Source organism: Lachnoclostridium sp. An169 (genome assembly GCF_002160525.1).
GTDB lineage: Bacteria > Bacillota > Clostridia > Lachnospirales > Lachnospiraceae > Mediterraneibacter > Mediterraneibacter cottocaccae.
The window spans coordinates 1-25,233 of the sequence record NZ_NFKT01000047.1 but is presented as its reverse complement, the minus strand read 5'-3'; the positions used below and the strand labels follow the sequence as shown (position 1 = coordinate 25,233).

The following is a 25,233-nucleotide window of genomic DNA, read 5'->3' as shown; positions in this document are numbered from 1 at the left end:
ATCAAGGCCGCCGTTCTCTATGCCCTCATACGGAATGACGCCCTGACGCTGGCGGGATCGGCGGCCCACGGAGGGAGCCGCCATGAAGCAAAGAGCGTTTCGACAAATTACGACAGGCTATGTACTGTCAAAAAAAGCCCGTCCCCAACTATGGGGGCAAGCGGCCATGAGTATGCACTATACCATGTAAATCAACTGCATATCGCTTCTTCTTTCGCCCGGTGGGTCTGCGACCTGCCGGGCGAAATTTGTTGTTTTCTGCGGTTCCCCGGTGCGGGCCGGGGCCGCCACATTGCTGCCAGTGAAAGGAGTGGAATAAGCAGCTTTATCTTCTCACTCTCCCGCAGATCGGGGGTGAGAAGATGAACGAATACACTTTTGACTATGTAGAACGGAACCGGCTGGACGCTTTCTGCAAAACCGTTCTCCGCAACGCGGCCATCAACTACCTGTCGGAGCTGGCCCGCCGTCGTGACCGGGAAAAGCCGCTGGACACCTTGCCGCAGGCGGAAATGGACAAGCTCTGTACGTTGGACGAGTACCCCAGCGACAGCTTTAAATTCTCGGCCTTTGGCTATGACCTACATATCCGGGACGAACTGGTGGCAGGAGCTTTTGCCAGCCTGCCGGAGCAGGAGCAGCAGATTTTAATTCTGCACTATGTCGCAGCTATGGCAGACGGAGAAATCGGCGGCCTTGTGGGGATGTCCCGCAACGCCGTCCAGCGCCACCACACAAAGACTTTGAACGAACTGCGGCAAAGGTTGGAGAATAACGGAGGGAGGAACGCGAAATGAAACAGCCCACATTCCACGGCAGGGTGCTTCTGCCCCTGTCAGTCTTTGCGGAGGCCCGCGCCGGTGATCCGCTGGCAATGGAGCGTATCTTACGATACTATGACGGCTACATGAATAAGCTGTGTACCCGGACACTCTGCGAGCTGGACGGAACGCCTCATGTGCGGGTGGACGAGTACATGAAACACCGCTTGCAAAATAAGCTGCTCCGGGCCATCCTAAAGGACAGCCTATGAGAAAACGCCGGGCGCAGGGCCAGCAGGCCGCCGCGTCCGGCGCTTTCTCATGGGTTGTTTTCTACGCATTTAGAAGCCTGTTCAGGCGGGGATTGGATAATCTGTCCCGCCTGCCCACTGACCGTGCCGGAAAAGCCTTGTCACGGCTGGGTTTTCACCGCCTTAAATGTGTAGACAGGAGGTATCTTTTCCGCTGCCGTTCTGCCTCTTTCTTCCGGCGTATGGCTGCCACTTGACTTGCCCTATACTTACATTCTATTATTCATATTTACTGCCTTGTGTTCTTTGGGCGAATGAAATATAATAAAAAATGTTATCGGAGGTATGAATATGGCCTACATAACACTCAAAGAAACAAATGAGAATTAGGGCGTTTTGTCCTGTTAAGTCAACTATTGTTTCGTCGGGGCCGAGAGAAGCTGAAAGAAGCGAAAAAAACGGTTGATAAAAGAAAAGTTATGGTGATGATTATGAACAAAGATAGCGAAACAATCCTAATTGTTGATGATGAAAAAGAAATTGCTGATCTCTTGGAGGTCTATTTAACGAACGATAATTATTCTGTCTATAAATTTTACAATGGAACTGATGCCCTTCGGTGTATTGAAGAAAACGATATAGATTTGGCTATACTGGATGTTATGCTGCCAGATACTGACGGCTTCCAGTTATGTCAAAAAATCAGAGAGAACTTCTATTTCCCAGTGATTATGCTTACTGCAAAAATCGAGGACAATGATAAAATTATGGGATTAACTATTGGGGCAGATGACTATATTACCAAACCATTCAATCCTTTAGAGGTGGTTGCACGAGTAAAAACACAATTACGGCGTTGCTCAAAATACAACACGTCAATTTCGTCAAAAGAATCTGTCCCTAAAACAGAATATGACATCAGGGGACTTGTCATCAACAAAGACAGCCATAAGTGTTTTTTGTTTGGAAAGGAATTATCCTTAACTCCTATTGAGTTTGAGATCCTTTGGTATCTATGCGAACATCAGGGAAAAGTCATTCCATCGGAAGAACTGTTTGAAGCTGTATGGAAGGAAAAGTATCTGAATAATAACAGTACGGTAATGGCTCACATTGGACGGCTTCGAGAAAAATTGAATGAACCAGCAAAAAAGCCAAGATTTATCAAGACAGTTTGGGGTGTGGGTTATGAAATTGAATAAAGGAATAAAAAGCAATCTTCTGACTACGCTTTTTAGAAGTTACATTTTCCAGTGTGGGATTATATCTGTAATCATTATCGTTGTTTCTAATTTGATGGGGATGTTGCTACAATGGCTGCTTAGTAAATATGTACCGGACTATTATTTGTTTTACAGATCGCTCTATTTAGGTGTCGCGGCTGTTATAGTATGGGCCTTGTGCATAATCTTTCTTACATATCGGCTACTTAAAAAAGTTGTCGCTTATGTAGATGAGTTGCAGGAGGCCACAGGTAAACTATTTGACTCAAATGTAGATTATATTGAATTGTCGCCAGAATTAAGTGAAATAGCGGCCAAAATAAATCGCCTAAAGCAAGAATCTGAGGCTAATGCAAGACTGGCAAAAGAAAATGAACAGCGAAAAAATGATTTGATCATGTACCTTGCGCACGATCTAAAGACGCCACTTTCTTCTGTAATGGGATATTTAATGTTGCTGCGTGATGAACCTCAGATTTCTGAAAAACTTCGAGAGAAATATCTTTCGATTTCTCTTAGTAAAGCAGAACGTCTTGAAGATTTAATCAATGAATTTTTTGAAATTACAAGGTTCAATTTATCGAATATTACATTACAGTATAAAGAAATCGACTTAACGCGTTTGTTGGAACAGCTTATTTATGAATTTGCACCTATGCTTCGGGAAAAGGGACTGCAATGTGATCTCAATGCTCCCGAAACCCTTATGTTTCGTTGTGACGCAGATAAAATTCAACGGGTATTTGATAATCTTTTGCGCAATGCTGTTATTTATAGTTTCAATGATACAACGATTACCATTGCAGCAGAGCCACATGAAAAAAATGTAACGATTATATTCGAGAACTGTGGAAACACAATTCCGAGGGAAAAACTATCACAGATATTTGAGCAGTTTTATCGCCTTGATGCGGCACGAAGCACAAGTAGCGGTGGAGCCGGTTTGGGCCTTGCCATAGCAAAACAAATTGTAGAACTTCATAAAGGGACGATAACCGCAGAAAGTACGGATGAAAAAATTCGGTTTACAGTTACGCTCCCTATTTTGTAGGAAAATCGTTAGAAATTCCGTAGAAAAAAAGAGGATAGTCTTTCGGACAAACAAAGAAATAAAAGCTCCTATTCTGATACAATATTATGTGTCAGAGCAGGAGCCTTTTTATTGCTGATTTTTCAAAAATATTAGGGGGGATACCGTTGAACAGATACAAAAAAGGAATTGCTTCACTATTGGTTATATGTGCCTTCGCTTTAACAGCGTGTTCATCCAATAATCAACCTCAACAAAATGATGTGAGTAACATTACTCAAAGTGTAGAAAACGTGATAGCCCAGCGTGGATCACTTACGCCAACGCTATCAATGCAAACTACTGTTATTCAGGCTTCGGCCTTTGCTCTATCTTCCCCTATAAATGGAGCTTTTGAAACTCAACTGGATGTAGGTGATAAACTTATTGCTGGGGATGTAATTGGTAATATAGACGGCAATGAGATAAAAGTGCCGGTTGATGGGATAATTCTTTCCCTTACTCCTTCTGGCGAAAACGTGCCCCAAAATTATCCTGTTGCTATTGTGAGCTATACAGGCTTTGCTCTGAATGTAGAAGCGGAAAATTATTTGAAAACATTGCCTGAAAGCGTAGCATTACATGCAAAATTTCAAATCTCAAATGGCATTGGCCCAACGGAGTCTATTGCTGTTGTAACCCCTGTAACAGAAAACAGTGAAGATATAGTGCAGCAATCTTTCATGCCGCAAACTACAACCCTTCAATGTCTAATCGGGCAGGATGTTGATGTAAAACCGGGTCAAAGTGCAACTGTGGTTATATCTGCGGAAACGAGGAAGGATGTCCTTATACTTCCGCTTTCTGTTATTGCTGGGAGGCAGGATAAAGGTATGGTAACGGTCATAAAAGATGGAGAAGAAGTTCAGACAGAGGTGGTATTGGGAGCGTCTGATGGGGCTTATATAGAAATCCTATCAGGGATAGAAGAAGGAGATATTATTTCTTCTCTGCCCCCAAACCTTGATCCAAGGAGAAATTCATAAATGGATGGAGTTATAGACGAAAGTTTAATTAAAATCAGAGATCTAACAGCAACGGTAAAATTGAATAATGGCGAGATTTTAACCACTGTGAGTAATGCACATTTGGAATTAAAAAGAGGTCACAGCTATGCGATTGTTGGAAAATCCGGTTCGGGGAAAACAAGTTTAATATCCATTATAGGATTGCTAAATCGCTGCTACCAAGGTGAATATATTTATAACGGCACCCCTGTTTCTACTTTGTCAGACCGAAAACTATCCATGTTGCGGGCAAACAATATTGGCTTTGTTTTTCAGAATTATTCTCTTATAAAGCATTTAAGGGTTTGGGAAAATATTGAACTGCCACTGCTATATGCAAAAAAGTCATTAAGTAAAAGGCAGCGACAAGAACACATTCATAATCTCCTACAAAGTGTAGGGTTGGCTGGAAAAGCAAATGATTATCCATCTAATCTGTCCGGTGGTGAACAACAGCGAGTAGCGATTGCACGTGCGCTGGCAGTATCACCGGAAGCCATTTTATGTGATGAACCCACAGGAGCTTTGGATAAAAAAACTGGTCAACAGGTTATGAGTTTGTTGCTCAAGGTTGTAAAAGAAAATAAAATTATGCTTTTATTAGTAACCCATGACCCGGATATTGCGAATACCTGTGACACGATTTTTAGAATGGACGAAGGGAGGATTTGCTATGTTGAAAATGATTCTTAAAGACCTGCGAATTTCCCCTCTCCGAAGTGTCTTGACAAGTATATCCATGTTGGTTGGGATCATAGCAATGATCGCCTCCTTTTTAGTTGGTACACTCGGCAGCGGATATTTAGTTGCTGTTAATGCACAGATATATGGATGGGCTCCGACCTACTCCTTTTCTGTTGCGGGCTCATGTTTTGAGGATTCCAGCAAACTTGAAGATTTATTTTTATCTCTTGAAAGAGTTGAAGATCATACGGCTATTACATTTTCTATGCGGGAGGATGTGAGGTTTGCACCGGTTACGTCTATTTCTTCCCTACAAAATTTGGATATGGCCGTATATAAAGAACTTTTCCCCGTAGATGTTGTTTTTACGACCTCTCCTTACAACCAGATATATAATCTTCCAATGTCCTCTGGTGAATGGTTAAACGGCTCTGGTTCAAATTACTCTCTTGAAATTGTCATAAACAAGGCGGCCAAAAGCTATTTTAATGCTCCTTATGCGGTTGGAAATGTAGGAAGCAGCCTTGCTTTGACACCATTCCATATTATTGGCATTGTCAATGATGGACGAGATGTGGCGACGGTTTATATAGACGCTTATTCGGTAGCACAATACGTTCCTACTATGTGGCAAGTCCAAAATGCAACTATTTATTGGAACTCAACGCATGGGCTAACAACAGAGCAGATTTATTCTGCTTTAAGTGATTGTATAGCAGATACAGTAGGTGGAGAACTGGAATATTCAGGAAGAAGTGATGTGGGAAATACGTATGACTCTGTTTTATCCATGCTTCAAATAGGGCTTCTCGTGACATCATTTTTATTGCTATTTGTTTCAATATTAGGGCAGATCAATATTGGTTTATCCTCTTTGGAACAGCGGACGCATGAACTTCTTATTCGTCGGGCAATCGGAGCTTCCCGTTCCAACATTGTTCTTTTAGTTTTAGGTTCGCAACTGATCCTTTCAGCCTTTGTATGTGTGGCGTCCATTTTGATTTCTATTCTTCTGGTTCAGGGTATAGGCATGTATCTTCCGGCTGACTCCCCTGTACCTTCACCTGATTATCCAATCCTTGTAGCCATAATTTCGGTTGTTGCTTCTGTGGCAACAGCACTACTCGGCGGATTATTACCAGCTTTGAAAGCTGCTAAATTAGAGCCAGCATTAGCACTTCGATGAGAAAATATTAGGAGGATGATAAATATGAAAAAAATAATTACAAAATGTATTCCCATGTGTGTCGCTCTGCTTCTTTGCGTGTTGATAGCAGGTTGTTCCAATTCTGACTCAGCAGATCGAGGTTTTACAGACTTTGAACACATTGAAGATGAATATTTGGAAACTATCTCCAACTTAGATTGGCCGGAAGGAGTGACCCTTCCTGAAAGTTTGGAAGGTGAAGATACTGGTGGATCGTTTCAAATTGGCTATGGAGATACAAGAGCTTCCAATCTGTGGGAATATTGCTGGATGAAAGAGTGGTTGGACAGCTATAATATCGATCCAGAACGTGCCCAAAAAGCGTTGGAAGAATTGGAAACCGCTTTTGATATGCCATATATGGGAGAAGATCGCTGCGATGATGCGACCCGCAATTATCTCCGTGAGAATATCGACAAAGCGAAGCTGGGCGATCCCTCTGGATTTATGGAGTGTATAGAAGTCAACTATGCTAATTAAATACAAATTTTATTCTGATTAGCGTATTGCCGGAGGTGTAATTTATGTCAAGAAGATACAAGAAAAGGAGGTTTCATTTCGGAGTATTTTTGTTTTTCCTAACTGTTGTAGTAATTGCAGGCGTATTTTTTATTCCATGGGTAATGAAACCTGAAAACTTTAGAAGTGAAAAAAATGCAATCTATTCGTTTTTATATGGGGAGTTTCAACCAGATTCATACAATGCAAAATCGTTGATTTTAGTAGACCGTTCAAACAATGATTTTTTCATTTCAAAAAAAGAAAATGAGCAACAACTTCCTGCCAGTTTAGCAAAACTGTTCGTTATTGAATATGCTGCAACAATCGCAGATTTAGATAGCATTGTTCCAGCCAGCTATGAAGCTATTTCACTGACAAAGCCCGGTTCATCTGTTGCAGGCATAGAAGCAAAAGATTATTTCCTGCATAACTTATTTGCTGCAATGTTAGTCCCTTCAGGAAATGATGCAGCCTATGTGGTTGCTGATTATTGCGGTGGTATTCTTTCTCCGCAAACCGCAACTGTTCAAGATCGTATCAATATTTTTATGGACAGTTTGAACGTCCATTTACAAGAGAAAGGATATACAAATACTGTTTTGTATGACCCCAGTGGCTATGATATGGATGCGCTCACCACGGTTTTAGACCTTAATTCAGTTGTTAATCAGCTTTTAGAATTTCAATGGTTTCGAGATATTATATCTCAAAGCTCTTATACGGCCACTTTACCAGATGGCAGCACACAATCGTGGAAAAACACAAATATCTTTCTTGACCCAACATCCGATTATTACAATGAGAATGTGATTGGCGTTAAGACTGGTTCGTTGTCTGATGATTACAATTTAGTTGTTCTTTACCGAAAATATGGGAAAGAGTTTCTGATATGTAGTTTGGGTTCACAATCTGACTCATCCAGATATGATGATGTAAACAATATCCTTAAAACGATAGATGAATCGGATTATTTAAAAAAGTAACGAACAAAATATACTTTTTACTGCCGGACGACGGCAAAAGAAAAAAAGCCGTCGTTCAGCAGCCTTTTTCCCATGCCTGATTACATTACGGCGGCTTTGAACAAATCAAGGCCGCCGTTCTCTATGCCCTCATACGGAATGACGCCCTGACGCTGGCGGGATCGGCGGCCCACGGAGGGAGCCGCCATGAAGCAAAGAGCGTTTCGACAAATTCCGACGGGGTATAAACCGTCAAAAAAAGCCTGTCCCCGGCTATGGGGACAAGCGGCCATGAGTATGTACTATATTATGTCGTACGATTTTTGTTGCATAAAAGCAGTATGAGGAAGTCCCAGCAGAATAAGAAATCTGCTGGATAAAAATGATGTCAGTGAGCAGAGCTTCCCCAAAATAAGGAGATGGAAGGAGCGAGAACACTTTGAAAAAGCAAATGGTGATTGAATTTCCAGAGGAGCGGATGCCGGAGATCTGCAGCATCAAAAGAAAGCTCCAGGCTCTGGAGGGGGTAAAAATCTTCATGGAGCCGCAACAGATCCGATATCCGGGATTTTTTCTGGATATGCTCCAGCGTAAGGTCATGGTGGAGGAAAAAGAGGTGCTGTTGACTGCCAGGGAATTTGATATCCTCACTGTTATGGCCAGGCATCCGGGACGTGTGTATACCTATGCTCAGATCTGTCGTATGATCTATGGAGAAACGGATGTAGGGGAAGAGACATATAACAATATCTATTGCTTGATTGGCAGTCTGAGGAAAAAATTGGTAAGGAGATTACAGGATTCGGGATATCTTCATACGGTGCATGGCGTAGGGTATCGGTTTGAAATCAATTAGAAAATATTCGTATCAATCAACAGGGGACGCTGCGTTTAAACAGCGTCCCCAGATTCTTTCACAAAATAGTTAGCCTTGTTTTTAGTCTGAGAATGGGAGGTCCGAGCGATAGTAGTTAACTGTATCAAGGGGGATGACTGTGGATTCAGCTTCTGATTTTTAATGAAGATCTGTACCAGGAGCTGGCAGTAGAGCTGATGAAGTGTATCCGTTATTTCCGGGATGTGGAGTAATTAAGGAGGGACCGGGCGGTGTAAGCTGCCCGGTCTTCCTTTATAAAGATCATATTGATTTTCTAGTGACTTTCAAAATAAAAAAGTCTTATTGGAATAAAAAAGGCTGAATGGAGCGGAAAAGGAAACAGATATTTGATACGATAATTAACAGAAACGCCACAAGGCGCTTTTTTTAGGACACAGGGTTAGATGTTACTAACTAAAGGAGGGAAATTTATGTCCAATAATTTAGAAAAAAAACTAAAGGGAAAAGACCTTATTACCATTGGTATCTTTTCCGCAATCTACTTTGTCATCAACTTTGCCTTCATGCTTCTTGGAGGCATTCACCCTGTTCTTTGGATGCTGATGCCTGGCTTCATTGCCGTGTTTGCAGGCATTCCCTTTATGCTGATGGTCGCAAAGGTTCAAAAACTGGGTGCAGTTTTCCTGATGGGGCTTATCACTGCTCTTATCTATTTTGTCACTGGACAATTTACCCTGGTAATCCTGATCTCGATGGCTTCAACCTGTATTTTGGCCGAAGTTGTCCGAGCGGTGACTAAGTATAACAGCTTCAAGGGAAATTCGATTGCCTATGTGATTTTTTCGCTGGGGATGGTTGGTTCTCCCCTTCCCATCTGGTTGTTTAAGGCCGATTTCCTGGCGCAGATTACAGAACAGGGAATGCCCGCTGATTATGTTGCGGCAGTTGAAGCTCTGTCGTCCAATGCAATGTTAATCGTTCTGTTTGTTGCTCCAATCATCGGCGGTATCATCGGGGCATTTATTGCCAGAGGTCTGTTCAAAAAGCACTTTGTAAAGGCAGGAATTGTATGATGAATGGGGCGGGCAAAAAACATACATTAAGGTTCGATCCACGGACGGAATTGCTTTTGTTGGTACTGGCAAATATTGTGGCATTTACCCAGCACTCCGTATGGGTTGAAATTACATGGGTTGTTTTTCTGCTCCTGCTGATCGTTGCCTGCGGGTGCCAAAAATCCGCAGGCAAACTGGCAATCGCATTTGGGATTTGTCTGGCGCTGCAATACTATGTATTCCCAAACGGGCCAAAAATTTTAGCCAGCAGCTTCACGATCATTGTATCTTATGCAAGAAAGATTTTCCCTTGTTTGATTGTCGGTACGATGGTTTTACAGAAAACGCCCGTCCGGGAATTGATGGTTGCACTTCGGAAATGGCATATCCCGCAGGGACTGATTATTCCTTTGTCTGTAACCGTCCGGTATTTTCCGGCCTTGAAAGAAGAAACCGGCTATATCCGGGATGCCATGAAGCTCCGTAATATTCATGGGGTACAAAAAATTGAGTGCTTGTTGGTGCCGACCATGATTTCTGCAACAACGACAGCGGAAGAATTGTCCGCAGCCGCTGTTACGCGGGGCATTGAAAATCCTGCGCCAAAGACAAGCATGATTGAAATGAAGTTCGGCGTGCAGGACTTTTTATGTCTGGCGGCAGGTGTGGTTTTCTGTGTGATTTCCATTACAGTGGGATAAGGAGGTGTTCCATGTGATCCAAATTCAGAATGTATCTTTTGAATATGAGAAAGAGCAGGGAACGCTTTCACATATTGATCTGAATATTCGGCAGGGAGAATGTGTTGTCCTTACAGGAGAGTCGGGCTGTGGCAAAACAACAGTGACAAAACTGATTAACGGCTTAATCCCTCATTTTGTCGAGGGCGGTACTTTATCCGGACGAGCGATTGTAAACGGTATGGAAGTGTCAAAAACAGAAATGTACCGTCTGTCAGAGCAGGTTGGCTCTGTGTTTCAAAATCCGAAATCTCAGTTTTTCAACATTGACTCGGACAGTGAGATTACTTTCGGTCTGGAAAATGCGGGTGTCGAACCAAAGAAAATTAAAGAGCGATATGAGGCCACTGTTTCCGCCCTGAAAATTCAATCGCTTTTGGGAAGAAACATTTTTTCCATGTCTGGCGGAGAAAAACAAAGTCTTGCGTTTGCCTCTGTATATGCCATGAACCCGTCCATTTTTGTACTGGACGAGCCGACGGCAAATCTGGATGCTGACGCGATTGACACCTTACGCCAGCAGATTATCCAGATCAAAAAAGAAGGACGGACAGTTGTTATTGCCGAACACCGTCTATATTTTCTGATGGACCTGATCGACCGGGCGATCTTCATTCAAAAAGGAAAAATTGTTCAGGCTTTTTCAAGAGATGAGTTTCGCAATCTTTCGGATGAGCAGCGTATCAGGATGGGGCTTAGAAGTCTTGTCCATCCTGTGCTGGAGCTGCCTCCCGCCGATCCGCCAGGAGCGCAGGAAGGCTTATCCGTAGAAAATCTTTCCTGTGCCTTTGATAAGCAGCCGGTATTCAGCGGCCTTGGCTTTTCTGCAAAACGGGGCGAAGTGTTGGGGATTGTCGGTCATAACGGCGCGGGAAAAACGACGATGACGCGCTGCCTGTGCGGGCTTTTGAAAGAAGTGAATGGAACAGTCCGGCTGGACGGGCAAACACTGAAAGCAAAACAGCGTAATAAGGCCAGCTTTTGTGTTATGCAGGATGTGAACCATCAGCTTTTTTCAGACAGCGTATGGAACGAATGTGAACTGGCGCAGCCAGATTGTTCGCCGGAGCGGATTGAAGAAATTCTCAGGTCTTTTGATTTGCTGGATTTCAAAGACCGTCATCCGATGGCCCTGTCAGGAGGCCAGAAGCAGCGCCTTGCGGTGGCAACCGCTATTCTCTCCGACAAGGATGTGCTTGTCTTTGACGAGCCTACCAGTGGGCTGGACTATCATCGTATGCTGGAAGTGAGCAACATGATCCGCAAGTTGAATGATGAAAATAAAGTTATCATCATTGTTTCCCATGATTTTGAGTTTTTGGGCCGGACTTGTGATAAAATATTTGATATGGAGGGATGCTCCAAAGAAAGGAGGTAGCGTCTATGCCGGAACTGTTCCGGGAAATGTACTACGGCCCCAATGTTCAAAACCTGGTCGAGTCCGATGATTGCAAGGTCATGCGTTTAAGTGATAACTCTGGTGAAGGCATGATGACACTCTACCATGTTTTTCCGGGTGTATTTCTCATGTATAATGATTTTCACATGAAGGAGTGCGTTTCGGGTTTCCAGACAGATATGGACCTGCTTTGTATCGACCACTGCCGGGAAGGGCGCATTGAGCAGGAAGTCGGCCAAAATGCTTTTAGCTATTTAGAGGCTGGCGATCTTCGGGTGGATCGCCGCATCCATCATTCCGGCAAGGTGGAATTTCCACTTTCTCACTACCACGGTATTTCCATTGGCTTTCAGATGGAGACTGCGGCAAAGGAAATCCCGGCCTCTATGAAAGGTTTTTCTGTGGATCTTTATGAATTGCAGAAAAAGTATTGCAACGACCGTACCCCCTATGTCATTCCAGGAGAACCGGCCATTGAGCATATTTTTTCCGAACTTTACCATGTGCCGGTCAAAATCAAAAAGGACTATTTCAAGATTAAAGTGTTGGAGCTGCTGCTGTATCTGGACGCACTGGAACTTTCAGGCCATACAGAAGAACGCCCTTATTTTTATAAAGGCCAGGTTGAGAAAATCAAAGCGATCCAGGCACTTCTGACGCAGGATTTGACAAAAAACTATACTCTGGAAGAACTCTCCGCGCGGTTTGATATTGCCCTGACCCCCATGAAAAACTGCTTCAAAACGGTATATGGCAGCCCGATTTTTACATACATGAGAAACTATCGCATGAACTATGCTGCCTCTTTACTGAAATCCGATAAGTCGCTGAAGGTGGCGGAGATTGCGGGACTTGTGGGATATGACAGCCCCAGCAAATTTGCGGCCGCATTTCATCAGACAATGGGGAAAACGCCGCTGGAATATCGAAAATCAATGATCTGATTGGAATAAAAAAGGCCGTGTGGAGCGGAAAGAATAATTGAATTATGATAGCATTAAGGGTGGTTAGCAAAGATTAACCATCCTTTTTCTTTGCTGGCTAAATTGATCGAGAGAGGTGAATTGATATGAAGCAGCAAAAAGAGCATTGGGTCAAAACGCTTTTCTCTTTTGCAGGTCCCTGCAAGGGGAAAATGACCCTCTCGGTTTTGTGTGCCATTTTAAGTGTTGCCGGAGGCTTTGTTCCGTTTTGGGCGGTGTATGAAATCCTGCTCCTGTTTATTAACCGGACCGCTACTTTGAACAACATCATGCTCTGGTGTTTGGTGGGAGTGGGCGGATACCTGATCCGCGTCATCTGCTTTGGCATTTCCACAATTTTGGCACATATCTCCGCTTACACGATACTGGAAGGTATCCGGCTGAAAATCGCAAACCGACTGATGAGAGCGCCCCTTGGCGAAGTAATGGGACGAAGGATCGGTTACCTGAAGAATATTATCATGGACAAGGTGGAGGATTTGGAGCCGCCTCTGGCCCACATGATCCCGGAGCTGACATCGAACCTGCTCCTTCCGGTTGCTATTTTTATCTGGCTGCTGGCGATTGACTGGCGTTTGGGCCTTGCAGTTCTGATTGCCCCGGTTCTGGCTATGATCCCCATGTTCTTTCTCATGCGGAACTATAACAGCCAGTACGCAGCTTATATGGAGGCAAACAATCATGTAAACAATGTCATTATTGAGTATGTGGAAGGCATTGAGGTTGTTAAGGCGTTCAATCAAAGCACCAGTTCCTATGAAAAGTTCGTAGGAGCGGTAAAGTCCTTTAAGGATTTTACCCTGGCCTGGTTCAAGAGTACCTGGAAAACAATGAACCTGATGATGGCGATTATGCCCACTACCCTGTTGGGGGTACTTCCCATCGGTTTGCTGTTGGCACAGAGCGGGAGTATCACGCCTGCTGAATTGGCGATGGGAGTTATTCTTTCGCTGAGTATTGTCGGCCCGCTGATGAAAGCTACTACTTTTATCAACGAGGCAAAGTCAATGGAATATGCAGTAGAAGCTGCAAATGAACTTCTGAACCTGCCTGTATTGCCGGACTCTGGTAAGATTATTCCGATCAGGCACACTGATATTGTTTTACAGGATGTATCTTTCTCCTATGATGGCACTGAGCAAAACGAAGTGCTGCATGACATCAGCCTGAAAATGCCGCAGGGAAGTTTTACAGCCCTGGTTGGGCCATCGGGCGGGGGCAAGTCCACCGTGGCCCGGCTGATTGCCCGATTTTGGGATGTGACCGGCGGCAGCATCTCCATCGGCGGCACGAATATCAAGGAACTTTCCATCCGGCAGCTTTCCGAATTGGTCAGTTTCGTGACACAGGACAATTTCCTGTTCAACTGCTCTCTCAAAGAGAACATCCGCCTGGGTAATCCAAATGCTACGGATGAGGAAGTATATGCCGCCGCAAAAGCGGCCTGCTGTGATGATTTCATTGTTCGACTGGAAAAAGGATATGATACCCCGGCCGGTGATGCTGGCAAGCGGCTCTCCGGCGGAGAAAAGCAACGAATTGCTATTGCGAGAGCAATCCTGAAAAATGCGCCTATTGTGATTTTGGACGAGGCAACTGCCTTCACTGACCCGCAGAATGAGGATAAAATCCAGAAATCCATCATGGCCCTTTCCAAAGGAAAGACCCTGCTGGTGATTGCCCATCGTCTGTCTACCATTCAAAACGCAGATCAGATTGTTGTTCTGAAGAAAGGACAGATTGTTGACTGCGGAAAGCAGGAGGAACTCCTGGGACGCTGCCCGCTTTATGCGGATATGTGGCAGGCGCATATTGGTGCAAAGAACTGGTCTGTGGGCGGGAAAAAGGAGGTGGCTGTCAATGTTTAAGTCAATGAAACGCATTATCCGATGGGCTGGTAAATATAAAGGCCGCCTCTATCTTGGTTCTGTGTGTTCCTTTTTCAGCAGTTTGTCTACTGCTATTCCTACAATGGCAGCCGCATTCGCACTGGATAAAGCGATCCAGGCATACTGGACGAATACTGCGATTGATACTGTTTTAATCTGGCAAACGCTGTGGATCATTATTGGCTCGATTGTGCTGAACTTCCTGCTTTCTTATCTCCGGGCAGTGTTACAGGAAAGCATTGGATATGAAGTGGCCGCCGGACAGCGTATTCATCTGGGCGATGTACTGAAACGGGTTCCCCTTGGGTACTTTTCACAGAACAGTGTAGGTGACATTCTGGCAGGTGTTACCACGGAATTGTCTACTTTGGAATTACAGGGCATGAAAATGGTGGATGTCATCATCAATGGATACGCAAAGTTTATTGCCATCGTTTTATGCCTGATCTTCTTCAGCCCCGTTGCTGCGGTTATTTCCATTGTCGGCGTTGCTCTTTCGGCGCTAGCTTTGCAGGGAATCAGCAGACACAGTGAAAAAACCGCTGCAACAACCCATAAAGCAATGGAAGATATGTCCGGCGCAACGATTGAATACATCCGGGGGCTTTCCATTGTGAAGTCCTTTGGACAGGAAGGGGCCTCTATTGAGAACTTTCGTAATGCCAGTAAAGATCTGAAAGATATTCATATCAAGGTGGAAAAAGGCTTTACTCCATTTAACTGTCTGCATCTGTTTGCCTTGAAACTGGCTTCGATGGGAATTGTCTTTATTTGCGCATGGCAGGCATTACAGGGACAAATGAGTATGGCGTTCTTCCTGATGTTTGTCCTGTTCTCTTTTGTGATGTTCGGCAGTGTGGAGAATATCAATGACGCAGCCCATACGCTTGGAGTTGTGGACTCTGCCATGAATAAGCTGGAAGCATTGGAGAATGTAAACTATATCGACCAGGATGGCACCGACATAAAACCGGCAACCTATGATATTGAATTTAGGGATGTTTCTTTCGGATATGACAGCCGGATTGTTCTGCATGACCTGAACTTCAAAATTCCGCAAAATAGCACAACGGCCATCGTGGGGCCATCTGGCAGCGGAAAATCTACGCTGTGTAACCTGATTGCCCGTTTTTACGATGTCAACAGCGGAACGATTACCATTGGTGGAACGGATATTCGCAGATTTACCTGCGATAGTCTACTCAAAAATATCAGCATGGTTTTTCAGAATGTCTATTTGTTCCGGGATACCATCAAGAATAACATTAAATTCGGCAGCCCGGACGCTACGGATGAGCAGATTGTCGCCGCCGCAAAAGCGGCCCGCTGCCATGACTTCATAATGGCTTTGCCAGACGGATATGACACGGTGATTGGTGAAGGGGGTTCTTCTCTTTCCGGCGGTGAAAAGCAAAGAATTTCTATCGCCAGGGCGATGCTCAAGGATGCTCCCATTGTTATCTTGGATGAGGCAACAGCAAGCATTGATCCTGAGAATGAGCATTTGATCCAGGAGGCTATTTCTGCCCTGACACATGGCAAGACCATTATTACGATTGCCCATCGCCTGGCCACGATTGAGAACGCCGACCAGATCCTTGTGATTGATGGCGGAACTGTGGCTCAGAGAGGTACACATAAGGAACTGTTGCAACAGGAAGGTACTTATAAAAAGTTTATCCAAATCCGCGAACAAGCCGAGGGCTGGCGGATACAATAAAGGCGGTGGTATATGAAACTTCACAAATCTGGTGAGGACTATCTGGAGGCGATCTTTGTTCTGCAGCAGAAAAAAGGAATGGTGCGCTCTGTTGATGTGGCGCAGCATCTGGGTGTGAAAAAGCCCAGTGTGTGTAATGCGGTTTCCATTTTGGAGCAAGGCGGCTTCCTGGTTAAAGATGAGGACCATTTCCTTCACTTAACTGAAAAAGGCCGGGAGACGGCTGAGACAATCTATGAACGGCACTGTTATTTTAAAAACTGGCTGATTGAGGCAGGTGTGGAGGATGCCACTGCAGAACAGGAAGCCTGCAGGATCGAGCATGACATCAGTGAGCAGAGCTTCCAGAAACTGAAGAAATGGAAGGAGCTGGGACATCCTGAAGAAACAAATGGTGATTGAATTTCCAGAGAAGTGGCTGCCGGAGATCTGCAGCTTCAAGAGAAAACTCCAGACTTTGGAAGGTGTAAAAATCTACATGGAGCCGCAGCAGATCCGATATCCGGGATTTTTCCTGGATATGCTCCAGCGTAAGGTCATGGTGGAGGAAAAGGAGGTACTGCTGACTGCCAGGGAATTTGATGTCCTTGCAGTCATGGCCCGACATCCGGGACGTGTGTATACCTATGCTCAGATCTGTCGCATGATCTATGGAGAAACGGATGTAGGGGAAGAAATGTACAGCAGCGCCTACTGTCTGATCAGCAGCCTGCGTAAGAAGCTGGAGAAGGATCCACGGCATCCCCGGTATCTTCATACCGTATATGGTGTCGGGTATCGGTTTGAGGACGTACTAGAAAAGTAAATTATGATGAAATTAACAAAAGGGTGTTGTGTAGAAGCAGCATCCTTTATTATTAGGCATAGTTTTAGTACCAGGAGCTGGAAGCGAAGCTGATGAAGTGCATCCAGTATTTCCGGGATGTGGAGTGATTAAGAAGGGACCGGGCGGCGTAAGCTGCCCGGTCTATATTCTACAATTCACATTTAATTTTTATTCTTTTGAGCCATCCGTCTGTATTCTAAGGGGAGTAATCCTGTACTTTTTCGGAATAGTTCCGCAAACCGGCTTGATGTGGAATAACCTACTGTCTGAGCAATCTGCCCTATCGACAGATCAGTATATGCAAGTAAATATTCCGCCTGGCTCATTCGCCGTTGTTGAATATATTCCGTGATTGTGCAGCCATAGTATTTTTTAAAACAGATCTTCAGCTTTGTTGTTCCCATACAAGCAATCTGTGTCAGTCGTTCCACTGGAATATCAGAAGCATAATGATCGCTTAAATAGGAGGCAACTGTTTGTATGCTTTCTATATCCTGTAGTGAGAGTTTGTGAGTTGTTTTATCAGGATGTTTCTTTTGGTATTCAACAACCATTGAAACAGCTTCTGCAACTTTTCCCTCATAAAAAAGTTTTGCGGCAATTCCTTCCCCTCGATAGTTCTTAATCTCTGTGAGTAGATGTGACATCTCTGGGAAATCTGAAGTCTGGTCAATTTTACGAAAAGCTTCGACTGGATTGATCTGTTCTTCCGGGTACTGCTTTTTCAAGTAATCTTCATAATATGCCGGTGCAATCTCAATCCCAATCGAACGGATCGGAATGTTCTTGTGGATCAATGCTTTATAGGGCGTGTAGCCTCCAATAAAGGTTTTGATACAACCAGCAGACAGTCTGCGGTATGGAGATAGTTCTTCACCTGAAATTGAGTCATAACGTGTAATGCTCAAACATTCCGGCAAAGAAAATTCCAGCATAAAATCTTCATGAAACGAAAAGTTGTGTATCTTAATGTCATAAAGGTCTTTCTGCCCATAAGTCCAGTAAGTGCCTTCTCCAACTTCGGGAGAAAGTTTCCAACATACACCTAAATTGCCATACTGCTGATTGTCTGGATCGCGGATAAAGCCATGACCAGTCAGCAGAGGTGTGTAAAATTTGTCGATAATTTCGGACATGAAAACAACCCGCCTCCTTTTTGCAACGATTGGACGAACTTTTGAAAGGAACGGACGAACATCGCCGGAACCTATTGAATATTGTTCGATGCAAGCGTAGTGTAATAGATGACGGTTAGTAACATCTAACTAAAGAATATCACAAACCCTTTGTCGAGTCAAGACAATGAAAGGTAGGAGGAAAAAATGAGTAATCAAGTAAATTCTATGGGTAAAGGTCTTACCGTAAAAGATCTTGTAACAACTGGTATTTTTACTGCGCTGGTGTTTGTTTTTGTACTGGTAGGCGGTATCTTTTTTGCACCTAACCCGGTACTTACATTCTTTATGCCGGCCGGGAGTGGTCTGCTTGCGGGGCCTGTTTTTCTGCTGATGATCGCAAAGGTTCAAAAGAGATGGAGCCTTTCCATCATGGGCGTTGTCATTTGTATCATCTGGTTCGTTACGGGTATGCACTGGGCTTTTGCACTGGGCTATCTGATTATGGCAGTTGTTGCCGATTTTGTTGCCGGCGCAGGACAGTATAAGAGCAAGAAGCTCAACAGCTTGGCTTACATACTGTTCTCCCTGGGCGGTACTGGATCGTATATCGTTTTCTTTGCTGATCCCAACGGCTGGGCGCAGACCATGCTGGGGAACGGAACCGAGCAGGGCTATATTGACACCATGCAGGCAACTGCCAACACTGGCATCCTGGTTGCCATGTTTGCCGCAGCTATTATCACTTCTGCAATCAGTGCTTTTGTAGGCTGTAAAATGCTGAAAAAACAGTTTGAAAAGGCGGGGATCACAGCATGAGCGGTGAACGCCGGAAGATAGGGCTTTGGCTCGATCCACGGACCAAGCTCTTTCTTATCCTGATCTGTGTTTTGGCGTCCATGTTCGCCCCTTCTCTCGCATACCAGTTTGCGCTTGTTGTGCTGATTGCAATATTGGGAACATTCTTCGGAAAATGGAAATATGTCATCAAGGCAGTGTGCTTCTATGCTGTAATCTGCGTTCTGACGGTCTGGATCATGGCTGAAATGACAGGAACGCTGCGGACTATGTTCATCGCCTTTTTAGGTCTGTTTCATAAAGTCTATGCCTGTGGGATGTTGGCCGGAATTGTACTGTCAACAACAAAAGTGAATGAGTTTTTGTCTGCGATGAACCGTGTCCATGCGCCGAAGAAATTAGTGATCCCGTTGGCGGTCATGCTGCGCTATATTCCGACTATCCAGGAGGATTGGCGATATATCAAGGACGCTATGCGGATGAGAGATGTTTCTCCTTCTTTGGGGGGATTTCTATCCCATCCGGGAATGACGGTAGAGTGTATCTATGTGCCGTTGATGATGACGGCCTCGAAAGCCGCAGATGAACTTTCCATCGCTTCTGTTACCCGTGGAATAGAAAATCCTAATCCACGCACCTGCCTTGTTCAGATAAAGTGCGGAATTGCTGATTGGATGATTATGACGGTTGCCGTTGCTTTTCTGGTTTTTGAATTGTGTGTGCGGGGAGGTGTCATCGGTTGATTGAACTTGAAAATGTATCCTTTTCTTATGATGGGCAGGAGCATGATGGCCTGCATGACATCAATCTGAAAATTGCAGATGGAGAATGTGTCCTGTTCTGTGGGCGCAGCGGGTGTGGCAAAACAACGATTACACGCCTGGTCAATGGATTGATCCCACAGTTTTATCAGGGGAAACTTCATGGCCGTGTGCTGGTAGACGGTCAGGAAATCAGTAATCTTCCCATGTACCAGATTGCCGCAAAGGTTGGTTCGGTTTTTCAAAATCCACGGACACAATTTTTCAATGTGGACACAGACAGCGAGATCGCCTTCGGTATTGAGAATGAGGCCCGCCCTCCCCAGGAATTGGCCGAGAGGGTAGAACAGACAACAGAGGATCTGCATATCCGGAAGCTGCGGAGCAGAAATATTTTTGAATTGTCCGGCGGTGAAAAGCAGAAAATCGCTTTTGCTTCAGTCTACGCTATGAACCCGGAAATTTATCTGCTGGATGAGCCATCTTCTAACCTGGACATGACTTCCATTCAGGAATTAAAGGAACATCTGCGGCTGATAAAAAACCAGGGCAAAACGATTTTAATTGCAGAACACCGGCTGTACTACCTGATGGAACTTGCAGACCGCATTGTTTATCTGGAAAAAGGGCAAATCAAAAAAATTTATACGCCGGAGGAATTTCGCAAGCTGTCAGAAGCCGAGCGTGAACACATGGGGCTGCGGGCGGTAGATTTGACAGAGGTACTTCCTCCACAGAAGTGCCTGCCTGTTTCAGCTCCCATACTTGAACTTCAAGATGTAACACTCCGCTACAAAAAGAGAGCGATTTTACATCATATTGCACTTTCTGCCGCAAAGGGAGAAGTTATCGGCGTAGTTGGTCATAACGGAGCAGGCAAAACGACCTTCTCCCGTGCTTTGTGCGGACTGCATAAGGACTGCGATGGACAATTCTTGTGGGATGGCAGACCGATGGACCGAAAGGCAAGGCTGAAGCAGTCTTACATGGTCATGCAGGATGTAAACTATGAACTGTTTGCTGACAGTGTTGAGGCAGAATGTTGCTTTGGTATCCGCAATCCTAATCAGAAATTAGTGACGGAAACACTGGAGGAATTGGGGCTTGCTGCTTACCGGGAACGACACCCGAACACCCTGTCAGGCGGTCAAAAACAGCGGGTAGCTGTGGCGGTCAGTATGATCTGCGGAAAAAATCTTCTGGTATTTGATGAACCGACCAGCGGCCTGGATTTTGACAGTATGGCACAGGTGGCAGGGTTGATCCGGCGATTGTCTGACATGGGAAAGGTTATTTTCATCGTTACCCATGATTTTGAGTTTGTCTGCCGGACCTGCTCCCGCGTCCTGCATTTTGACGAGGGCGAAATGCCCGATGATGTACCTGTTGTGATGGATGCCCTCCCGAAATTGAGAGAGCTGTTCTCTGTTTCAGATGGAAAGGAGAGGTGATCTATGAAACAGAAAAAAGAAAACAGAGTAGCTTTGCTGCTCCACTGGGCCGGTGAGCAGAAAATCTGGCTGTTCCTGGCGATTTTTCTATCGGCGGTCAGCGGTCTTTGCATTATCATCCCATACATTGGGATTTACCGGCTGATGGACGCCACATTCAATCATACCTGCACACAGGAATTGGTTGTGCAGACCGTGGCAATGATTGCGGCGGCGGTAACTTTGCGGTTTGCCCTGTTTGGCTGTTCCGGCGTAGCAGCCCACAAAGGGGCCTACGGCGCTCTTTTCAAAGTGCGCTGCATGGTTGCAGAACACATGGCCAGAGCGCCTTTGGGGGCCTTGAATGAACGGCGCACCGGGGATATAAAAACGGTTCTGAATGAAGATATTGAAAAGCTGGAACTGTTCCTGGCCCATAACCTTCCTGACCTTGTGTGCTATCTGGTGGGGCCGGTGGTCATCTTTATTTATCTGATGACTGTCAATATTCCTCTGGCATTGATTTCCCTGGTTCCGCTGATCCTTGCTGTTGTTGTAATGGGGATGATGTTCCGCAATACGGATGACCTGATGGAACGGGCCAATCGCTCCATTACCACACTGAACTCGGTTATGATTGAGTACATCAGCGGCATGAAATTGATTAAAGCCTATAACATGGGGAGTAAATCGTTTCAAAAGTTTTCAGACGCTATCCAGGAAGAAAACGCCATGTGGAATGAAACTTCCCGGCGCATGGGGCCACCTTATGCGGCCTTTGTTGTTATCATCGAATGTGGAATGTTACTGATGGTTCCAATCGGCGGAATGTTTTTCCTGAAAGGCTCACTGGCAGCCAGCGCATTTTTGCTGTTCGTCTATGTAGGTTCTATGTATCTGACGGAAATCCGCCCTCTGCAGGAACTGGGGACTAATTTTGCCAATGTGCTGAACGCTGTTACTAAGACCAAAGGGATACTGGATATTCCGATTTATGAGGGTGGAACGGACTTTCCCCAAAATCACGATATTGAACTTCGGAATGTTCGCTTTTCCTATGATGGCAAGACCGATGTACTGCAAGGCGTCAATCTGAAAATTAAAGATGGTGAACGCATGGCCCTTGTGGGACAGTCTGGTGCCGGTAAAAGTACCGTCATTGAGCTGATCTCTCGGTTCTATGATGTGCAGGAGGGCGAAGTGCTGATTGGCGGGAAAAATGTAAAGGAACTCAATTATGATACTATCCTAAAAAATGTCGCCATTGTGTTCCAAAAGACCTTCCTGACTCGTGACAGTGTTTTGGAAAATATCCGCATGGGATCGGGCGCCACGTTGGAAGAAGTGCGGGCTGCCGCAAAAGAGGCACAGATTGATGACTTCATCATGTCTTTGCCAGATGGATATGACACGAAGGTAGGCAGCTTCGGCTCCCGATTTTCCGGCGGTGAAAAACAGCGGATTGCCATTGCCCGTGCGATCCTGAAGAACGCTCCCATTTTGATCTTAGACGAGGCTACAAGCGCCTCTGATCCGGAAAATCAGATGGAGATTGACAAAGCCATTCAAAATCTCTGCAAGGGAAAGACGGTCATTGTGGTAGCCCATCGTTTGAGTGCTCTGAAGATGTGCGAGCGTGTAGCAGTGGTTGAAAATCATACAATCACCTGTGTCGGACCCCATGAGGAAGTCCGAAGGAACAATGCTTATTATCGGAAGGCGTGGGAGGATTACGAAACAGCCCGGAATATTACTTATCAGTTGGAAGGAGGCGAGCAGCATGAGTGAGCATGATGTATTGAAAAAGAACCGCAATTTTTATATTGGCGTTGGCGGTACTGTCCTAGAAGGGCTGCTCTCCGGCAGTTTGTTCATGCTTCTTTACTCTGTCATGCAGTTTCTGTGGTCAGGGAAGTTTAACATGAATCGGGCATTGATATTGACTGGTGTAATTGCGGTCATTTTCCTGCTTCGTATTCTGATTTACAGCTATGGTTATACCAAAGCGCAGATTGGCGGCGCAGAGGTCAGCAAAAACATCCGGCTTTTTATGGGCGACCATTTGAAACGTATCCCGCTGTCCCGGTTTACCCAGGGACAGACCGGCGATTATATCAATACCATCACAAGCGATGTAAACAACTACGAAAAAATCCTGACACATAAGATCGGGGATCTGGCAAAGAGTTTTTCGCTTTCGCTCATGCTGATTATTTTTGTGATGACCATTTATGTGCCTGCCGGAATTATCCTGCTGATTGCCGACCTGCTTTTGATTCCTGGACTGTGGCTTTCCTTCCGTATGGTTCGGAAGTATGGTAAAGAAAAGAATGACATTTGTGCGGAGAATGTCAGCAGCATCGTGGAGTATGTGTCTGGTATTCAAACTTTCCGGGCCTATGGCGTAGGTGGTTTGAAGAATAAAACCGTTATAGGCGCTATGCAGGAGTTCTGTCGGATCAGCTTTGTGTATGAAGCGAAAGTCCTTCCTATCGGCGCTGGATTTGGCATTTTAAGCTGGCTGTCCTGCCCGCTTGTTATCTGGACAGCTTATGCGCCCTGGGCTGCTGGAACACTGGATACAGTATCTTATCTTCTGATCTGTATGCTGCCTTTGTTCTGTGCAAAGCTGGCAAACTCTATTTTTGTAGACCTGACAAGTTATAAGAACCTGATGATTTCCAAAAACAAAATCCTGGGTGTGATGAACGAACCAGAGGAAACCGGCAGTATGGAGCCGCTTCAAACAGCCACACATGAAATTACCTTTGACAATGTGGACTTCTCGTATGTACCCGGAGAGCCGGTGCTGAAACACGCCACCTTTACGGTGCCAGACCAGAAGCTCACTGCCATTGTCGGGGACTCCGGTTCCGGCAAATCCACCATTCTGAACCTGATTGCAAAATACTACGAGGCAAATGGAGGAACCATTTCAATCGGCGGCAGACCGATCAACCATGTGGCCGCAGAGCGTGTACTGGAACAAATCTCTATGGTAGATCAGGATGTATTTCTCTTTGATGATACCATTCGTGAGAACATCCGGCACGCTCGTCCCAATGTCACGGACGAGGAAATCGAGGCTGCCTGCCGGGAGGCTAATTGCGACGGCTTCATCCGCAGGATGGAAAAGGGATACGATACGCCGACCGGCGAAAACGGAAACCTTCTCTCTGGCGGTGAGCGTCAGCGAATTTCCATCGCCCGCGCTATCCTGAAAAACAGCCCGATCCTGCTTTTGGATGAAGCAACGGCGTCCCTTGACATCGAGAACGAACTGGCAGTAAAGCAGGCCATCGCCAATCTGCTGAAAGAGAAAAAGACTGTGGTAATGATTGCTCATACCCTTTCCATCGTCAAAAATGCAGATCAAATCCTTGTGGTATCTGACGGAAAGATTGCTGAAGCCGGTACTCACGATGAATTGCTGGCTAAAGGCGGAAAGTATGCGGCCATGTGGAACGCCGAACAAAAATTATCTGCATAAGGGAGGTCTTAATGAAACTTCATGCGTCCGGGGAGGACTATCTGGAGGCTATCTTTGTCCTGCAGCAGAAAAAAGGCATGGTGCGCTCTGTAGATGTGTCTCAGCATCTGGGCGTGAAAAAGCCCAGTGTATGCCACGCGGTTTCTATTTTGGAGCAAGGCGGCTTCCTGGTTAAAGATGAGGACCATTTCCTTCACTTAACTGAAAAAGGCCGGGAGACGGCTGAGGCAATCTATGAACGGCACTGCTATTTTAAAAACTGGCTGATTGAGGCAGGTGTGGAGGCTGCCACAGCGGAACAGGAAGCCTGCAGGATCGAGCATGACATCAGTGAGCAGAGCTTCCAGAAACTGAAGAGATGGAAGGAGCTGGGACACTCTGAAGAGACAAATGGTGATTGAATTTCCAGAGGAGCGGCTGCCGGAGATCTGCAGCTTCAAGAGAAAACTCCAGACTTTGGAAGGTGTAAAAATCTACATGGAGCCGCAGCAGATCCGATATCCGGGATTTTTCCTGGATATGCT

The 25,233-nt window shown here is 45.2% G+C and carries 26 protein-coding genes; 25 read left to right on the top strand and 1 reads right to left on the bottom strand.

Annotated elements, in window-relative coordinates; translation table 11 throughout:
• From B5F07_RS22905 to B5F07_RS20675, 19 genes are all read left to right on the top strand, one after another.
• Nucleotides 1–366, top strand: a 366-nt coding sequence (locus B5F07_RS22905) for a hypothetical protein (RefSeq protein ID WP_204248875.1), incomplete at its 5' end; no start/stop codon positions are given.
• Nucleotides 363–797 carry an RNA polymerase sigma factor gene (locus B5F07_RS20765; protein WP_087163105.1) on the top strand — a complete coding sequence of 145 codons (435 nt, stop codon included), beginning with the start codon at nucleotides 363–365 and terminating at the stop codon, nucleotides 795–797. The genes B5F07_RS22905 and B5F07_RS20765, both read left to right, overlap by 4 nt.
• On the top strand, nucleotides 794–1,033 hold the full coding sequence (locus tag B5F07_RS20760; RefSeq protein ID WP_087163104.1) for a helix-turn-helix domain-containing protein: 240 nt from the start codon (nucleotides 794–796) through the stop codon (nucleotides 1,031–1,033). The genes B5F07_RS20765 and B5F07_RS20760 overlap by 4 nt, the downstream gene beginning before the upstream one ends.
• Before the next feature lie 470 nt (nucleotides 1,034–1,503).
• A complete protein-coding gene (gene vanR / locus B5F07_RS20755) occupies nucleotides 1,504–2,214 on the top strand; it encodes a VanR-ABDEGLN family response regulator transcription factor (RefSeq protein WP_087163109.1) in 711 nt (236 codons plus the stop codon).
• Entirely contained in the window at nucleotides 2,150–3,286 is a 1,137-nt protein-coding gene (gene vanS, locus B5F07_RS20750) for a vancomycin resistance histidine kinase VanS (protein WP_330397920.1), read from the top strand. Before vanR ends, vanS begins: the two co-directional genes overlap by 65 nt.
• Before the next feature lie 146 nt (nucleotides 3,287–3,432).
• Nucleotides 3,433–4,290, top strand: coding sequence for a hypothetical protein (locus B5F07_RS20745; protein WP_242963770.1), 858 nt, complete (start codon nucleotides 3,433–3,435; stop codon nucleotides 4,288–4,290).
• Nucleotides 4,291–5,004, top strand: coding sequence for an ABC transporter ATP-binding protein (locus B5F07_RS20740; RefSeq protein ID WP_087163102.1), 714 nt, complete (start codon nucleotides 4,291–4,293; stop codon nucleotides 5,002–5,004). It abuts the gene before it with no gap.
• Nucleotides 4,985–6,181: an ABC transporter permease gene (locus B5F07_RS20735; protein WP_242963772.1), complete on the top strand. Its 1,197-nt coding sequence runs from the start codon at nucleotides 4,985–4,987 to the stop codon at nucleotides 6,179–6,181. Before B5F07_RS20740 ends, B5F07_RS20735 begins: the two co-directional genes overlap by 20 nt.
• Before the next feature lie 24 nt (nucleotides 6,182–6,205).
• Nucleotides 6,206–6,682 carry a hypothetical protein gene (locus tag B5F07_RS20730; protein WP_087163101.1) on the top strand — a complete coding sequence of 159 codons (477 nt, stop codon included), beginning with the start codon at nucleotides 6,206–6,208 and terminating at the stop codon, nucleotides 6,680–6,682.
• 44 nt (nucleotides 6,683–6,726) lie between these two features.
• Entirely contained in the window at nucleotides 6,727–7,686 is a 960-nt protein-coding gene (locus B5F07_RS20725) for a D-alanyl-D-alanine carboxypeptidase family protein (protein ID WP_087163100.1), read from the top strand.
• 418 nt (nucleotides 7,687–8,104) lie between these two features.
• Complete coding sequence (locus B5F07_RS20720; protein WP_140398067.1) at nucleotides 8,105–8,521, top strand: winged helix-turn-helix domain-containing protein; 417 nt, start codon at nucleotides 8,105–8,107, stop codon at nucleotides 8,519–8,521.
• Between the two features lie 452 nt (nucleotides 8,522–8,973).
• Entirely contained in the window at nucleotides 8,974–9,576 is a 603-nt protein-coding gene (locus B5F07_RS20710; protein ID WP_087163098.1) for an MptD family putative ECF transporter S component, read from the top strand.
• Nucleotides 9,573–10,259 (top strand): energy-coupling factor transporter transmembrane component T, encoded by a 687-nt coding sequence (locus B5F07_RS20705; RefSeq protein WP_330397919.1) that lies wholly within the window; start codon nucleotides 9,573–9,575, stop codon nucleotides 10,257–10,259. Before B5F07_RS20710 ends, B5F07_RS20705 begins: the two co-directional genes overlap by 4 nt.
• Before the next feature lie 4 nt (nucleotides 10,260–10,263).
• Nucleotides 10,264–11,676: an ABC transporter ATP-binding protein gene (locus tag B5F07_RS20700; RefSeq protein WP_087163097.1), complete on the top strand. Its 1,413-nt coding sequence runs from the start codon at nucleotides 10,264–10,266 to the stop codon at nucleotides 11,674–11,676.
• Between the two features lie 5 nt (nucleotides 11,677–11,681).
• Complete coding sequence (locus tag B5F07_RS20695; protein WP_087163096.1) at nucleotides 11,682–12,641, top strand: helix-turn-helix domain-containing protein; 960 nt, start codon at nucleotides 11,682–11,684, stop codon at nucleotides 12,639–12,641.
• Between the two features lie 125 nt (nucleotides 12,642–12,766).
• A complete protein-coding gene (locus tag B5F07_RS20690) occupies nucleotides 12,767–14,548 on the top strand; it encodes an ABC transporter ATP-binding protein (RefSeq protein ID WP_087163095.1) in 1,782 nt (593 codons plus the stop codon).
• Nucleotides 14,541–16,289: an ABC transporter ATP-binding protein gene (locus B5F07_RS20685; protein WP_087163094.1), complete on the top strand. Its 1,749-nt coding sequence runs from the start codon at nucleotides 14,541–14,543 to the stop codon at nucleotides 16,287–16,289. The genes B5F07_RS20690 and B5F07_RS20685 overlap by 8 nt, the downstream gene beginning before the upstream one ends.
• A gap of 12 nt (nucleotides 16,290–16,301) precedes the next feature.
• Complete coding sequence (locus B5F07_RS20680) at nucleotides 16,302–16,691, top strand: metal-dependent transcriptional regulator (RefSeq protein WP_087163093.1); 390 nt, start codon at nucleotides 16,302–16,304, stop codon at nucleotides 16,689–16,691.
• Nucleotides 16,681–17,094 (top strand): winged helix-turn-helix domain-containing protein, encoded by a 414-nt coding sequence (locus tag B5F07_RS20675; RefSeq protein ID WP_087163092.1) that lies wholly within the window; start codon nucleotides 16,681–16,683, stop codon nucleotides 17,092–17,094. Before B5F07_RS20680 ends, B5F07_RS20675 begins: the two co-directional genes overlap by 11 nt.
• A 182-nt stretch (nucleotides 17,095–17,276) precedes the next feature.
• Here B5F07_RS20675 and B5F07_RS20670 read toward each other — a convergent pair whose 3' ends face one another.
• Nucleotides 17,277–18,251: a helix-turn-helix transcriptional regulator gene (locus tag B5F07_RS20670; protein WP_087163091.1), complete on the bottom strand. Its 975-nt coding sequence runs from the start codon at nucleotides 18,249–18,251 to the stop codon at nucleotides 17,277–17,279.
• A 186-nt stretch (nucleotides 18,252–18,437) separates the two neighbouring features.
• Here B5F07_RS20670 and B5F07_RS20665 point away from each other — a divergent pair, with 186 nt between their 5' ends.
• From B5F07_RS20665 to B5F07_RS20640, 6 genes are read left to right on the top strand one after another with little or no spacing between them, the layout of a single operon-like run.
• Entirely contained in the window at nucleotides 18,438–19,049 is a 612-nt protein-coding gene (locus B5F07_RS20665) for an MptD family putative ECF transporter S component (protein ID WP_087163090.1), read from the top strand.
• Nucleotides 19,046–19,771, top strand: coding sequence for an energy-coupling factor transporter transmembrane component T (locus tag B5F07_RS20660; RefSeq protein WP_087163089.1), 726 nt, complete (start codon nucleotides 19,046–19,048; stop codon nucleotides 19,769–19,771). Before B5F07_RS20665 ends, B5F07_RS20660 begins: the two co-directional genes overlap by 4 nt.
• A complete protein-coding gene (locus tag B5F07_RS20655) occupies nucleotides 19,768–21,240 on the top strand; it encodes an ABC transporter ATP-binding protein (RefSeq protein WP_087163088.1) in 1,473 nt (490 codons plus the stop codon). The genes B5F07_RS20660 and B5F07_RS20655 overlap by 4 nt, the downstream gene beginning before the upstream one ends.
• 3 nt (nucleotides 21,241–21,243) lie before the next feature.
• Nucleotides 21,244–23,007 (top strand): ABC transporter ATP-binding protein, encoded by a 1,764-nt coding sequence (locus B5F07_RS20650; RefSeq protein WP_087163087.1) that lies wholly within the window; start codon nucleotides 21,244–21,246, stop codon nucleotides 23,005–23,007.
• Nucleotides 23,000–24,709, top strand: a complete 1,710-nt coding sequence (locus B5F07_RS20645) for an ABC transporter ATP-binding protein (protein ID WP_087163086.1) — start codon at nucleotides 23,000–23,002, stop codon at nucleotides 24,707–24,709. Before B5F07_RS20650 ends, B5F07_RS20645 begins: the two co-directional genes overlap by 8 nt.
• A gap of 11 nt (nucleotides 24,710–24,720) precedes the next feature.
• Entirely contained in the window at nucleotides 24,721–25,110 is a 390-nt protein-coding gene (locus tag B5F07_RS20640) for a metal-dependent transcriptional regulator (protein ID WP_087163085.1), read from the top strand.
• Nucleotides 25,111–25,233 lie beyond the last annotated feature (123 nt).

Coding starts and splice junctions, on each gene's coding strand:
- B5F07_RS20765 (WP_087163105.1), top strand. CDS start 363: ATGAACGAATACACTTTTGACTATGTAGAACGGAACCGGCTGGACGCT.
- B5F07_RS20760 (WP_087163104.1), top strand. CDS start 794: ATGAAACAGCCCACATTCCACGGCAGGGTGCTTCTGCCCCTGTCAGTC.
- vanR (WP_087163109.1), top strand. CDS start 1,504: ATGAACAAAGATAGCGAAACAATCCTAATTGTTGATGATGAAAAAGAA.
- vanS (WP_330397920.1), top strand. CDS start 2,150: ATGAACCAGCAAAAAAGCCAAGATTTATCAAGACAGTTTGGGGTGTGG.
- B5F07_RS20740 (WP_087163102.1), top strand. CDS start 4,291: ATGGATGGAGTTATAGACGAAAGTTTAATTAAAATCAGAGATCTAACA.
- B5F07_RS20735 (WP_242963772.1), top strand. CDS start 4,985: ATGTTGAAAATGATTCTTAAAGACCTGCGAATTTCCCCTCTCCGAAGT.
- B5F07_RS20730 (WP_087163101.1), top strand. CDS start 6,206: ATGAAAAAAATAATTACAAAATGTATTCCCATGTGTGTCGCTCTGCTT.
- B5F07_RS20725 (WP_087163100.1), top strand. CDS start 6,727: ATGTCAAGAAGATACAAGAAAAGGAGGTTTCATTTCGGAGTATTTTTG.
- B5F07_RS20710 (WP_087163098.1), top strand. CDS start 8,974: ATGTCCAATAATTTAGAAAAAAAACTAAAGGGAAAAGACCTTATTACC.
- B5F07_RS20705 (WP_330397919.1), top strand. CDS start 9,573: ATGATGAATGGGGCGGGCAAAAAACATACATTAAGGTTCGATCCACGG.
- B5F07_RS20695 (WP_087163096.1), top strand. CDS start 11,682: ATGCCGGAACTGTTCCGGGAAATGTACTACGGCCCCAATGTTCAAAAC.
- B5F07_RS20690 (WP_087163095.1), top strand. CDS start 12,767: ATGAAGCAGCAAAAAGAGCATTGGGTCAAAACGCTTTTCTCTTTTGCA.
- B5F07_RS20685 (WP_087163094.1), top strand. CDS start 14,541: ATGTTTAAGTCAATGAAACGCATTATCCGATGGGCTGGTAAATATAAA.
- B5F07_RS20680 (WP_087163093.1), top strand. CDS start 16,302: ATGAAACTTCACAAATCTGGTGAGGACTATCTGGAGGCGATCTTTGTT.
- B5F07_RS20675 (WP_087163092.1), top strand. CDS start 16,681: ATGGTGATTGAATTTCCAGAGAAGTGGCTGCCGGAGATCTGCAGCTTC.
- B5F07_RS20670 (WP_087163091.1), bottom strand. CDS start 18,251: ATGTCCGAAATTATCGACAAATTTTACACACCTCTGCTGACTGGTCAT.
- B5F07_RS20665 (WP_087163090.1), top strand. CDS start 18,438: ATGAGTAATCAAGTAAATTCTATGGGTAAAGGTCTTACCGTAAAAGAT.
- B5F07_RS20660 (WP_087163089.1), top strand. CDS start 19,046: ATGAGCGGTGAACGCCGGAAGATAGGGCTTTGGCTCGATCCACGGACC.
- B5F07_RS20650 (WP_087163087.1), top strand. CDS start 21,244: ATGAAACAGAAAAAAGAAAACAGAGTAGCTTTGCTGCTCCACTGGGCC.
- B5F07_RS20645 (WP_087163086.1), top strand. CDS start 23,000: ATGAGTGAGCATGATGTATTGAAAAAGAACCGCAATTTTTATATTGGC.
- B5F07_RS20640 (WP_087163085.1), top strand. CDS start 24,721: ATGAAACTTCATGCGTCCGGGGAGGACTATCTGGAGGCTATCTTTGTC.